Raw genomic sequence first — 13,070 nt, forward strand, 5'->3', positions numbered from 1 at the left:
AACGATTCTAAGCCAACGTCTAAACCGATAGCTTTTCCTGTTGGTTCAGTATCGATTTTTAAGTCAACTGATAGAATAAATTGGCAATAGTACCCATCAGCTTTACGGACTAATCTAACTCGCTTAATTGACTCAACTGGATAAAAGTGCAAGTCATGTGAGCCAACAAGCCTAAGCCGTCCGATACTTTTTTTATCAGTAAAGGTGATAGCTTTTCGAGTTTGCTTATCCAGTTGCCAGCCAGTCGTTTTATATTCAACTGATCTACAATTCTTTTTAAAAACTGGATATCCTTTCTTGCCTGGAACTTTCTTCTTGCAGTTATCATAAAACCTAGAAATAGCTGACCATGCTCTTTCTGCACTTGATTGTCTAGCTTGAGAGTTTAGTCTGTTAGCAAAGTCAAAGTCGTGAGCTAATACACGACAATATTTATTAAGGTCATACTTGTTGATTTCTTTGTTGTCCATCCAATATAGTAAACACTTATTTTGGATGAACTGAGCCGTCCTGATCGCCTCGTCTATTGCTGTGTATTGATGTTTTTTTGCTCTGACTTTAAACTCTAAGACTAACATTTATGCTAACCTCCTCAGCATAGACTTAGTTTAGCACAAAACTATTTAAGTAGCACGATCTTAAAAGATATTGCTACGCTGTTAATATGTTGGTCGGGTTTCAACGAATCCGTCAATTTTAGTTAGTATCTTTATAGAAAAATTTGACGGGGGTATTCACCCGACATTCTAGATAAATCTTACAGTCAGTACACTTTTCTCTAGCATATACCTAAAAATCAACTTAGATTCACAATCCGTTGTGACTCGCGGTAAACTCCTTAAAAATGCCAGAATAAGAAGAGACGATCGCTAATTATATGGAAACTCCTATGTCATTAAACGCCCCATCCCTAAGCGGAGACGAAATACGCCAAAAATTCTTAGACTTTTTTAGCAAACGACAACATCAAATCTTACCCAGTGCCTCACTCGTACCAGAAGACCCGACCGTATTACTCACTATAGCGGGAATGCTGCCCTTTAAACCCATTTTCCTCGGACAGAAAAAAGCCGACTATCCTCGCGCTACCACATCTCAAAAGTGTATCCGTACTAATGATATTGAAAATGTTGGACGCACTGCTAGACATCATACCTTTTTCGAGATGTTGGGTAATTTTAGCTTTGGAGACTATTTTAAAGAACAAGCGATCGCATGGGCGTGGGAACTTTCTACCAAAACCTTTGGACTACCCCCAGAACGCATTATAGTTAGTGTGTTTGAAAACGACGATGATGCTTTTGCCATTTGGCGAGATAAAATCGGTATAAGCGCCCATCGAATACAACGTATGGGTGAAGATGATAACTTTTGGGTATCTGGTCCGACGGGTCCTTGTGGCCCATGTTCGGAATTATACTATGATTTCCATCCCGAACTCGGAGACGAAAAAATCGATCTAGAAGATGATAGTCGTTTTATTGAGTTCTATAACTTGGTTTTCATGCAGTATAACCGAGATATCGACGGTAATTTAACTCCTTTGGCTAATCAAAATATTGATACAGGAATGGGGTTAGAACGGATGGCGCAAATCCTCCAAAAAGTCCCGAATAACTACGAAACTGATCTTATTTACCCGATTATCCAAACAGCAGCCGAAATAGCAGGAATAGACTACAGCAAAGCTGACGAAAAAACCAAAATATCATTAAAAGTCATTGGGGATCATGTTCGTTCAGTAGTTCATATGCTCGCTGATGGAATTACAGCCTCTAACTTCGGACGGGGTTATATTTTGCGTCGTCTCATTCGTCGCGTCATCCGTCATGGTCGCTTACTGGGAATAGAAGGGGTTTTTACACCAAAAGTTGCCGAAACAGCGATCGCACTTGCCGAGAAAATCTATCCAAATGTTAGAGCAAAAGAGATTAATATTATCGCAGACTTGCAACGGGAAGAAGAAGCTTTCTTAAAAACCCTCGAACGTGGGGAAAAACTTCTCGCAGAAATTATCGAGAAAAGCCAAAATAAACAGATTTCTGGTGTAGATGCTTTTACCCTTTATGATACCTTTGGTTTTCCATTGGAACTGACCCAAGAAATCGCTTCAGAACAGGGTATAACGGTCGATACGGTAGCCTTCGACGAAGAAATGAAAAAACAGCAGGAAAGATCAAAAGCGGCTCACGAGACGATAGATTTGACCGTACAAGGCAGCTTGGATCAACTAGCAGAACATATTCAAGCAACCGAATTTTTAGGTTATGACACAGCACAAACTCAAGCTAGAATTGAAGTCCTCTTAGTAGAAGGAAAAACGGTAGAATCAGCCGAAGCGGGAGAAAAAGTCCAAGTTATCTTAAATAAAACCCCATTTTATGCCGAATCTGGCGGGCAAATCGGCGATAAAGGTTATTTGACGGGAGATAATCTCTTAATTCGAGTTGAAGATGTAAAAAAAGAATCTAGCTTTTTTGTGCATTTTGGACGTATTGAAAGAGGAACTGTAACTCAAGGTGATATCGTTAGCGCACAAATAGATCGCGCTTGTCGTCGTCGCTTACAAGCCCATCATACCGCAACACATCTATTACAAGCCGCACTAAAAAAAATTGTTGATGAGTCGATTTCTCAAGCAGGTTCTTTAGTCGATTTTGACCGTCTAAGATTTGATTTTAACTGTTCGCGTCCCGTTACCGCACAAGAATTACAACAAATCGAAGAACAGATTAATACATGGATTGCTGAAGCTTATGATACCCATATTTCTACTATGGCACTAGAGGACGCAAAAGCCAAAGGTGCAGTAGCTATGTTTGGTGAAAAGTATAGCGCGGAAGTTCGGGTAATTGATGTTCCTGGTGTATCGATGGAGTTGTGTGGGGGAACTCACGTCAAAAATACCGCCGAAATTGGACTATTTAAGATTATGTCAGAAGCGGGTATATCTTCGGGTGTACGACGCATTGAAGCAGTTGCAGGGCCAGCTATTTTAGAATATCTCAATGTACGCGAAGTAGTAGTGAAAGATTTGTGCGATCGCTTTAAAGTCAAACCCGAAGAAATCAGCGATCGAATTACTACTTTACAGTCTGAACTCAAAACCACACAAAAGCAAGCCGAAACCTTGAAACAAGAATTAGCGATCGCACTTTCAGAACAACTTTTAGAACAAGCTGAAACAGTGGGAGAATTTAAAGTATTAGTCTCTCAAATAGATGGGGCTGATGCTAATTCTCTCATGAGTGCTGCCGAAAGATTACAACAAAAAATCGGCGAAGGTGGCGTAATTTTAGGATCTGCTGTAGACGGTAAAGTTAGTTTAGTCGCTGCATTTAGTCCAAAAATAGTCAAAGACAAAAAATTACAAGCAGGTAAATTTATTGGTGAAATCGCTAAAATTTGTGGTGGTGGTGGCGGTGGTCGTCCTAATTTAGCACAAGCCGGCGGACGCGATCCAAGTAAATTAAAAGAAGCTTTAACAACTGCCAAAAAACAGTTATTAGAAAGCTTGTAGAATTACCTAATATTGTAGGGGAACGGGTTCAGTATGAAAGTTGATATGACTGTTTTACTGTTTACTGTTTACTAAACCAAACCCCTACTTTCCCATCAAAAATTCTCATCTAAAAGAACTACACACTAATCAAACTAAAGTGAGAGCCATAATTCCAGACGATCGCTCAAACTAAGGAATAAGTGCAAAACGACTAACTAAATTTTAGATGAGGTAAGCGATCATGAAATCTTCAAAATTATCCAAATCTTTACGCATCGGTGTAGTTGCAACTGCTATTTCTACTTTACCGATGATTATGCCTGTATCTGCTCAAACTTCCCCTACTGTACCCGATAGCAATACACCAGGGGCGACAAACGATACCACCACAGATACCACGACTACAAACACCTATCGTGACGATGATGGTTTTGACTGGGGTTGGTTAGGTTTACTGGGTCTAATTGGTTTAGCAGGACTCAAACGCAAACCCGAAGATAACACCTCTCGCCGTGATTATACAACCGATCCCACCACAACGACTCGTACTGATTATCGATAGACTATTTTCCGATAAAAAAAATAGTTCGTATGCGAAATAAATTAAGGAGTCTTTAATAATGGAAATTACGACCAATAAAGACAATTTCCCCGTACCAGAAAAAGTGGGACAAATGGGTGAGACTGAGCGCTGGAGTTCTTTAATTACGGGTGGTAGTCTTGTACTACTCGGATTAAAACAAGGTTCTCTAAGAGGTGCATTAATGGCCTTGGCAGGTGGTGGCTTAGTTTATCATGGTACTGCGGGACAAAAAGGCATCAAAGATCAAATTACTGATTCTAATGAGTCTGGAAGTATTAAAGTTGAAAAAACTGTAACCATCTTTAATAAATCGCCAGAAGAACTTTATCAAGTGTGGCGTAACTTTGAAAACCTACCCAATTTTATGAAATATCTAAAATCGGTACAGGTTATTGATGGAACTCGTTCCCACTGGGTAGCAGATGCACCACTTGATCAGAGCGTCGAATGGGATGCCGAAATGATTCAAGATCGGCCAAATGAACTAATTGCCTGGTCTTCAGTAGAAGGCGCGGACGTTGAAAACTCAGGGTTTGTTCGCTTTCAAAAAGGGCCACAAGGTCGAGGAACTGAAGTCAAAGTTGTTATGGAATATAATCCCCCAGGTGGTGTTATTGGTGCAAACTTGGCAAAATTATTCGGCAAAGAACCTGAACAGTTAATTGGTGCTTCATTAAGACATTTCAAAATGTTGATGGAAGCGGGTGAAATAGCCACAACCGAGGGACAACCTTCGGGTCGCCAAGGAGACAAATAAACAATGAAAGCTGTATGCTGGCATGGCGCGATGGATATGCGGGTGGAAACTGTACCCGATCCAACCATTCTTAACCCACGAGATGCCATTATTAAGATTACATCTACCGCAATTTGTGGCTCAGATCTACACATCTATGATGGCTTTATTCCATCCATGAAAGCTGGTGATATTATGGGTCACGAGTTTATGGGTGAAGTGGTAGAAGTGGGGCCGAAGGTAAACAACCTGAAAAAAGGCGATCGCGTCGTGGTTCCTTTTCCCATCTCTTGTGGACAATGTTTCTTTTGTAACCGAGATTTATGGTCATTGTGCGATAATTCTAATCCTGCTAGTAATGCTGGTGTAATTGAAAAGCTCTATGGCCATTCTCCGGCGGCACTCTTTGGCTATTCTCACTTTTTCGGGGGATATGCGGGTGGACAAGCTGAGTATGCACGTGTACCCTTTGCTGATGTTGGCCCGATTAAAGTTCCTGATGGACTCACTGACGATCAAGTGCTATTCTTGAGTGATATTTTGCCTACGGGTTATATGGCAGCCGAAAACTGCAATATTCAGCCCGGAGATATTGTAGCCATTTGGGGTTGCGGCCCAGTGGGTCAGTTTGCCATTAAGAGTGCATTTTTACTCGGTGCAGAAAGGGTTATTGCTATCGATCGTTTTCCCGAACGTCTCAAAATGGCTCAGGAAATGAGCGGAGCAGAAATCCTAAACTATGAAGAAATAGACGTGGGAGAAGCTTTAAGGGAAATGACCGGAGGACGCGGACCGGATGCTTGTCTTGATGCCGTAGGTCTCGAAGCTCATGGCATGGGTCTAGAAGGATTATATGATAAAGTGATGCAAGCTGTACGCATGGAAACCGATCGCCCTAATGTGTTGCGTCAAGCGATCGTCGCCTGTCGTAAGGGTGGAACCGTTTCCTTAGCGGGGGTTTATGGCGGGTTTATCGACAAAGTACCAATGGGTGCAGCGTTTAATAAAGGTTTAACCCTGAAAATGGGACAGACGCACGTTCATAAATATTTGCGTCCTTTATTAGAAAAAATCCAAAACGGCGATATCGATCCGTCTTATATTATTTCCCATCGTCTACCTCTTGAAGATGCCCCAAGAGCCTATGACATCTTTAAAAATAAAAAAGAAAACTGTACAAAAGTCGTTCTTAAACCTTGACAAAACATTAAAGACGTGCTAAAGAGGGTTTTTGAGAAACGAAATATTGTAAATGACCCACACTGAAGACAGAACCGCCAGTGTGGGATAATTTTAATTAATCGATTCCGAGTCGCTTGCCTCGCTTGTACTGCATATATGCAGCAAAGAATAAGCCAGTCAGGGTAATAAAGATTAAGCCTAAAGCAATCCCCAGGGTTAAGGGTTCAATCATGATCGTGTCTCCTTGTTGCTCAAACATCAGTCCTGTATTTTATCCTACTGGACAACGCCCCCAAAACAAAAATTTAAAGTAACGATTTTGAGATAAATCTACACAAAAATATGATCTTTGAGACAAAACTGTAACATCAAATTAATGAAACTAGATTTTTACGCCCTTATCGTTGCAAAATGTAAAGAGATCATGATTAAACGTTAAATAATCTGTGGATAGTCAGCTAACTGGATCTAAAATAGTACTGCATCGTCTTCTTTTGGGGGTGATGACAGCTTTGTTACTCACCTTTACCATTGCTTTAGTTTTATATTTCCATCAAATTTCCGATCCTTATATTCGAGAAGTATTATCTTTATCTGGAGATATAGAGCGAGGTTCCGACATTTTTCAGATTAACTGTGCTGTTTGTCATGGGATCAAAGCTGATGGTAGTGTTGGCCCTAGTCTACACCACGTCTCAAAACGAAAATCGAGAGTTAGTCTGATTAATCAAGTCGTTAGCGGGAAAACGCCACCGATGCCTAAATTTCAGCCCACTTCTCAAGATATGACAGATTTATTAAGTTACTTGGAAAATTTATAAATCCTCAAATGGGATCTGGAAAAAAGATCGCAACTGTGCCTATAATTATCCAGAACTTTGTCACAAAAGTACCCCATGTTAGATTGTATTATTATTGGTGCTGGCCCTGCTGGAGCAACCGCAGCATATCACTTAGCTAAAAAAGGACGTTCTGTAATCGTTTTAGATAAAGCAAGTCTACCCCGTCATAAACCTTGTGGTGGCGGTGTTTCACCTGCAATTAAAAAATGGTTTGACTTTGATTTTACGCCCGTTATTAGTAATACAATCAATACAGTTCGCTACACTTGGAAACATGGCGATCCCGTTGATGCCGATTTGAGTATGCTAGATCCCATGTGGATGGTAAAACGAGATGAGTTTGATCAATTTTTGTGTCAGCAAGCTCAATCAGTAGGCGCACAGATCAAAGATAATACAGAAGTAACAGCGATCGCTTTTCAAGGTGATCACTGGCAAGTTACCACCCCCAACGAAATCTATCAAACAAAATATCTCATTGCTGCCGATGGAGTAAAAGGAAAAACCGCGCAATGGTTAGGGTTTCCTTCAAGAGAAAATAGTATAGGGGCAACACTAGAAGTTAAAACCGCTATACCTGAAACTAAACTGCATACGGCTTCTTTTGATTTTGGTTCCCTCAAAAATGGCTATATTTGGAACTTTCCTAAAGCGGATGGTTATACAATTAGCGCAGCACATTTTAAAGGAAAAGTCAAGACTGAAGAACTTAAAAAACAACTTTTTAATTATGCGTCGGCATCGGGTATCGATACATCTAACGCGCAATATTACGAATATCCTCTAGCAGTTTGGACAGAAAAACCAATCCTACACACGCGTCAAGCATTAGTAGCCGGTGAAGCAGCAGGAATTTTAGATCCTCTGATTGGAGAAGGGATCAGACCGTCTATTCTAACAGGAGTGAGAGCCGCCGAAGCGATCGATCAAGCTTTAGCTGGAGATGCAAAAGCCTTAGCTAGATACACCGATATTATTGATGCTGACTGGGGCGTAGATATGGTTTTAGCGCAACGTCTAGCAGGATTATTCTATCAGTTTACCCAGATTGCCTACAAAGTTGGGGTCAAGCGTCCCGCAGCCGGGCAAATTATGGGTAAAATTCTGTGTGGAAAACTACGATATAGTGATGTCGTCGAACAAGCCATGCAAAGACTAAAAAAATCTTTAATACCCGGTTTTGGTCGATAACAAAGGGCTGTGGAGGCGACTGGCGAACCGCCTATAAGCCCTAGTTGTAAAAAACGCCAGTGAAGACGGGGTAAGACACAGGAGCAACCCAAGCACTTGGAAAGTGAAATAGAAATCTCGTGACTGAGCGTCATGAGAGGTTCAAGATAACTAGCTTATCCAGCCTCTTCTTTAGCTTTTTTTTCAAAGACATTAATTCCTGCTCCTTCTAACTCTACTATTCCATCAGGGGCGATCGCTACGATTTTTCCAGACAAGACAGCTATCCAACTAGAAAAACTCTCCATTTTTTCGACTTGTTTGGTTAGGTTTTTCCGAGCAATTTGAGCTTTAACAACGATGCCGTTTTCTCCAGTTATTTGAAGATTAACGGTTTTTCCTATATTAGATATTTCTGGCTTTTCGCTAAATTTGATAGTGAGTTCGGGGGTTTTACCATTGAGCATGATGATTTGCTCCTCAACTTGGGTTGTGATTGACTGCTCGGACTTTTTAAATGATTTAGAAGCTTGCTCCGGCTTTTGGGCGGTTTCTTCTAGGGGAACCTTACAAGGTTTGCGATAATGAGGGATCTTCTCAGTCGGAGAAGCGAGATCCTCTTTCCACAAAAAACAGTTTCTTACAGAGTCAAACTTAAATAATCCTTGTATAAAATACCGTTTCCCTTGTTCAGTCGCTTTAGGATTAAACCTAAAAGGCTTATAATCCTCGCGCTTCATGAGAATGGGCAGGTGAGTCGCCTTGTATTTACCCGTTGGATCATTGGCGATGTAATTTCGATATACCGTGATCACTGGGGCTTTTGATTGAGGGACAAATTGCCACACTCCCTTAAGCGTAAATTGGTTGACTTTTTCGGTTGGTGGTAGATCTTTTCTCCAAGCGATAATCTGCCATCCTTGTAAGGCTAAAGGATGTTGAGGTGACATAAATGTTTTTGGGTAAACCTTGAGATAGATTGACCCTTCTTTGTGTTCCTCTAAAAACCGCATGAAGGAACGAAACTGCTTTGGTTCCACCCATCCTCTATATTCTTGAGATGAGTCTTCGGCCGCACCACGTGCCTTTGGCAAGGTAATGACGAGTCTTTTATCCACCAGCTTAACTGTATCCGCTTCGATCATGCCGATCGCCTGAAAAAATACAGGTTGTTCTTCTCCCGTTGTTTCGGGTTCAGATGCAGTTTGGGGCGGGGCTTCATCTTGGGGCTTTGTAACTATTTCCTCTTTGGGTTCTACCTGAACAGGTTCAACTGCTTTCTGTTTTTTAACTGAGACAATTTTCAATGACATTGTTGTCCATTGGTCATGGGTGAAGTTAATTCTATTGAATTCTACTGAATTAATGAGATCTTAGCTGACAACTCCCTCTGTTAGCTCAGGTTTTTCATAATTTTTCAAAACTGAGGTTTCACGATCGCATTTCCATTTCCTCAATTGGTGCTTCAACGCACTCAGATGTTATTGTCGCTTACAGGAAACTCATAATCGCTTTAGCCGCCGCTTCGCCCGTCCGTACTGCACCGTCGAAAAAACCAGGCCAACGCTCGGCCATCTCTGTACCTGCCCAGTAAATACGTCCTACTGGGGCTGTAAGGGCTTCACCGAAGCTTGTCCATACACCCGGTGGCATAAAGGCTGCATATCCTCCACCTGCCCAAGGATCGCTAGGCCAGTCAACTTCATCATAGGTAGATGGGGACAAAGCCTCATCACCGAAATAGATTGCTAAATCGGAAAGGACAGCCGCACGACGATCGCTATCACTCATTGATCGCCAATCTCTATAGCGATCGCCTACGACAAAAGTGGCAATTACTCCCACCCCAGTTTCGGGATCAGAACTATCGGCACAAAGTTCTATCCATTTACAGTTACCTAGACCAATTCCTGCAAGTCCCTTATCTCGCCAGAATGGACGATCGTAAGAAATCAAAATTTTAGCACAGCATCCCATCGGGACTCGTTGGGTGAGTTGTTCTCGTAAAGGTGGCATCGGCGGATCGTAGATAATTCGACCTGCAAGATGTGGCGGCATCGCAACAATAGTAAACTTTGCAGTAAAGCGGCTTTTGAGTGTTTCAACTTCGACCCCTGCTTGATCGTGACAAATGCGTAAGACTGGTTCTCTTAAACGAATTCGAGTCCCCAACTCAGTAGCGATCTTTTCTGGTATTTGCCCGGCCCCACCATGCAGCAGTTCTGCTTCAGGATGTTCCGACTGCGGGGCACAGTTATTTCCCCAGAGAACGTGCAACAACGAGACTTGACTAGGTTCTGCTGGCCCAAGGTAGCCAACTGCGCGACTCATGTATGAAAAGTACCAGCGTCCGAAAGCGGTAAGAGTGTTTTCCTCGATCCATTGGATGAATGTTTGGCTGTCTAGTTTTTGATTTTGGCGATCGCGGCGTGGGTGTCCAGATGGCAACTCTTTTGTTAGTGTCTCAAAACGCTCCCAAGCATCCATTGCATCGCGCCATTCTTCCTCACTGATACTAGGGGGCTCACCTTCGGGGAAGCCTTGGAAAAAACCATCGAACTCGTAGCGTTTTCCATCGAATATCAGCACTTTTCGTCCTTCGGCTGGAGAGGGAAAGCGACGCACTCCATACTCGTCGAGTAGAGCGAGGAAACGATCTTGAGTCGGGCCAACCCATTGACCACCCCTGTCGATCCACTGCTTGGATGGTAGATACTGACCGTACATCCGTCCCCCAAAGCGATCTTGTGCTTCGATGACCAAAACATTGTGACCCGATCGATGTATATTACGTGCTGCAACGAGTCCAGCTAGTCCCGCACCGACGACTATGCAATCATAAACAATTGGGTTTGAAATTGACATAATTAAAGTTTTTATTGTTAACTTTTAAATTTTAAAAAAATATAATTAATGACGAGCGTGGAATTGTCAGATTAACTTTTTAGGTAGGTAAAACGATTGTAGTATACCTAAAAATTACATCAAATAACAATAATTATTGTAAAGAACGATTTGTAAAGCTTTACTTGCAAATTAATCAGTCAACGCTAATATTAAATAATTAATTGATCTCTTATTGTTAGATAATTTTAATAAAACAAATAGTAATAGCACGAATCACAGTAAATATTAATGGAATAAAAAGGACATAAAAACGTGAGTTATAATTATCAAAAACAAGCAGACACAAGTAAAGTTAATATTTCTTTTATTATTTTGATTGCTGGTGCGGCTGCTTTGGGAGGCTTTTTATTCGGTTTTGATACCGCTATTGTTAACGGTGCAGTCCAAGCTATACAGGTCGCATTTCAGGCTAGTCCTCTCTTAGTTGGCTTGGCCATTTCGGGTGCTTTGCTCGGCTCGGCGATCGGTGCTTTCTTCGCTGGACAACTGGCCGATCGCTTCGGACGAATCAAAGTTATGTTAATAGCGGCGATTTTTTTTGCTCTAAGTTCTGTTGGCTCTGGTTTCCCCTTTACCATCTATGATTTTATCGCTTGGCGTTTGCTAGGAGGATTAGGGGTAGGTCTTGCCAGTGTCATCGCACCCGCTTATATTGCCGAATGCTCTCCGGCTGATCTACGAGGAAGATTAGGCTCACTTCAGCAGTTGGCGATCGTGGTGGGAATTTTTGTGGCTTTGCTCTGTAGCTTTTTTATTACGGTGGCGGCGGGTTCAGCAGAAAACCCTTGGCTATTAGGTATTCCTGCCTGGCGTTGGATGTTTTTAACAGAAGCTCTGCCATCTGTACTATATGGAATAGCGGCTCTGAACATTCCCGAATCACCTCGCTACTTAATCGCGCAGGGTCGAGACTCTGAAGCTGAGGCTGTTTTGAGCAAGATTGAAGGCGGAGATCTTGGAGCTAGAGTAGAAGAGATTCGACAAACAACGCTAATGGGTCACAAACCCCGATTTTCCGATCTTTTGAGCAGAAGAAGCGGACTATTACCGATCGTCTGGGTGGGTATGGGGTTATCTGCCCTACAACAGTTTGTCGGTATTAATGTGATCTTTTATTACAGTAGTGTTTTATGGCGCTCGGTCGGATTTTCTGAAGAGGATTCCCTTATTATTACGGTGATTACAGGTGTTATTAACATTTTTACGACCTTAATTGCGATCGCCTATGTCGATAAGTTTGGTCGCAAACCCTTACTTCTCATTGGCTCAATTGGCATGACGATTACTTTGGGAACACTGGCGGTGATGTTTGGCAATGCGCCCCTCGATGCTAATGGTAATCCAAATTTGACGGGATCTAATGGAATAATCGCACTAATAGCGGCTAATCTCTTTGTTTTTTGCTATGGTTTCTCTTGGGGTCCAGTCGTTTGGGTCATGTTGGGTGAAATGTTTAATAACAAGATCCGAGCAGTTGCCCTTTCTGTTGCGGCCGCCGTTCAATGGGTCGCAAATTTTCTTATCTCTACCTCTTTCCCTCCCCTACTTGCAACTTTTGGGCTAGGTGCTGCCTATGGACTTTATACGATCGCGGCGGCAATATCGATATTTTTTGTCGTTTTGTTGGTTAAAGAAACTAAAGGTAAAACCCTAGAACAAATGTAAATCTTTAAGGGATCGTAACAAATCGAACTTTGATTCATTAATCTCTTTTCTGTAATTGAGCAAATATTTTCCGATTGATATGCAATTATTATTAATCTTAGCTAAAATTATCCAATAATACGATTAAGTATTATAAAAAAACCGTGTAATTACGGTTGACAAAATTTGTTTAAACTTATCATATCTTTTTACAAAAGTAGAGACGCTTTAAAAGCACGCCTCTACATGGCTAACTAAAATATGACTTTTTCCAGACTTTTCCAGACTTTTCCAGACTTTTTTAAGTGAGCAACCAAGTATATTATTGATCACAGCAATATGGTGCGACTAATACCAAATCCGTTATGAATATCCCTCTAAAAATGTTGTAGGGGCTTGGTTGCCAAGCCCTCATCTAGAAAGGGTTTGGAGACCAAACCCCTACACCTCGTCAATCATAGTCTTATTAAATCGGATTTGGTATAATCTTCGCTTTGATGCCAA

General features: G+C 41.7%; 11 protein-coding genes. 7 read left to right on the forward strand and 4 right to left on the reverse strand.

The window, feature by feature from the left end; all coding sequences use genetic code 11:
• The coding region (locus C7H19_RS07300; protein ID WP_146136497.1) for an RNA-guided endonuclease InsQ/TnpB family protein at window positions 1–578 on the reverse strand (578 nt) is incomplete at its 3' end.
• A gap of 311 nt (window positions 579–889) precedes the next feature.
• Between C7H19_RS07300 and alaS the strand changes: the two genes are divergently transcribed.
• From alaS to C7H19_RS07320, 4 genes are all read left to right on the forward strand, one after another.
• Entirely contained in the window at window positions 890–3,520 is a 2,631-nt protein-coding gene (gene alaS, locus C7H19_RS07305) for an alanine--tRNA ligase (RefSeq protein WP_106456431.1), read from the forward strand.
• A gap of 223 nt (window positions 3,521–3,743) precedes the next feature.
• Window positions 3,744–4,064, forward strand: coding sequence for a WGxxGxxG family protein (locus C7H19_RS07310; protein ID WP_106456240.1), 321 nt, complete (start codon window positions 3,744–3,746; stop codon window positions 4,062–4,064).
• 58 nt (window positions 4,065–4,122) lie between these two features.
• Window positions 4,123–4,842 (forward strand): SRPBCC family protein, encoded by a 720-nt coding sequence (locus C7H19_RS07315; RefSeq protein ID WP_106456241.1) that lies wholly within the window; start codon window positions 4,123–4,125, stop codon window positions 4,840–4,842.
• 3 nt (window positions 4,843–4,845) lie between these two features.
• A complete protein-coding gene (locus C7H19_RS07320) occupies window positions 4,846–6,021 on the forward strand; it encodes a zinc-dependent alcohol dehydrogenase (protein WP_106456242.1) in 1,176 nt (391 codons plus the stop codon).
• 97 nt (window positions 6,022–6,118) lie between these two features.
• Here C7H19_RS07320 and petG read toward each other — a convergent pair whose 3' ends face one another.
• The gene (petG, locus tag C7H19_RS07325; RefSeq protein WP_106456432.1) at window positions 6,119–6,235 is read right to left on the reverse strand and encodes a cytochrome b6-f complex subunit V; all 117 of its coding nucleotides are present in this window, start codon (window positions 6,233–6,235) and stop codon (window positions 6,119–6,121) included.
• A gap of 271 nt (window positions 6,236–6,506) precedes the next feature.
• Between petG and C7H19_RS07330 the strand changes: the two genes are divergently transcribed.
• The gene (locus C7H19_RS07330; protein ID WP_106456433.1) at window positions 6,507–6,824 is read left to right on the forward strand and encodes a c-type cytochrome; all 318 of its coding nucleotides are present in this window, start codon (window positions 6,507–6,509) and stop codon (window positions 6,822–6,824) included.
• Window positions 6,825–6,899: 75 nt separating this feature from the next.
• The gene (locus C7H19_RS07335; protein ID WP_106456243.1) at window positions 6,900–8,036 is read left to right on the forward strand and encodes a geranylgeranyl reductase family protein; all 1,137 of its coding nucleotides are present in this window, start codon (window positions 6,900–6,902) and stop codon (window positions 8,034–8,036) included.
• A 155-nt stretch (window positions 8,037–8,191) separates the two neighbouring features.
• Here C7H19_RS07335 and C7H19_RS26205 read toward each other — a convergent pair whose 3' ends face one another.
• Together C7H19_RS26205 and C7H19_RS07345 are read right to left on the reverse strand one after the other, a co-directional pair.
• The gene (locus C7H19_RS26205; RefSeq protein ID WP_219907609.1) at window positions 8,192–9,328 is read right to left on the reverse strand and encodes a hypothetical protein; all 1,137 of its coding nucleotides are present in this window, start codon (window positions 9,326–9,328) and stop codon (window positions 8,192–8,194) included.
• Between the two features lie 178 nt (window positions 9,329–9,506).
• Window positions 9,507–10,880 carry a flavin monoamine oxidase family protein gene (locus C7H19_RS07345; protein WP_106456244.1) on the reverse strand — a complete coding sequence of 458 codons (1,374 nt, stop codon included), beginning with the start codon at window positions 10,878–10,880 and terminating at the stop codon, window positions 9,507–9,509.
• A gap of 294 nt (window positions 10,881–11,174) precedes the next feature.
• Between C7H19_RS07345 and C7H19_RS07350 the strand changes: the two genes are divergently transcribed.
• On the forward strand, window positions 11,175–12,587 hold the full coding sequence (locus C7H19_RS07350; RefSeq protein WP_106456245.1) for a sugar porter family MFS transporter: 1,413 nt from the start codon (window positions 11,175–11,177) through the stop codon (window positions 12,585–12,587).
• The last annotated feature ends 483 nt before the right edge of the window (window positions 12,588–13,070 follow it).

This window comes from Aphanothece hegewaldii CCALA 016, from assembly GCF_003007785.1.
GTDB classification, from domain to species: domain Bacteria; phylum Cyanobacteriota; class Cyanobacteriia; order Cyanobacteriales; family Microcystaceae; genus Chroococcus; species Chroococcus hegewaldii.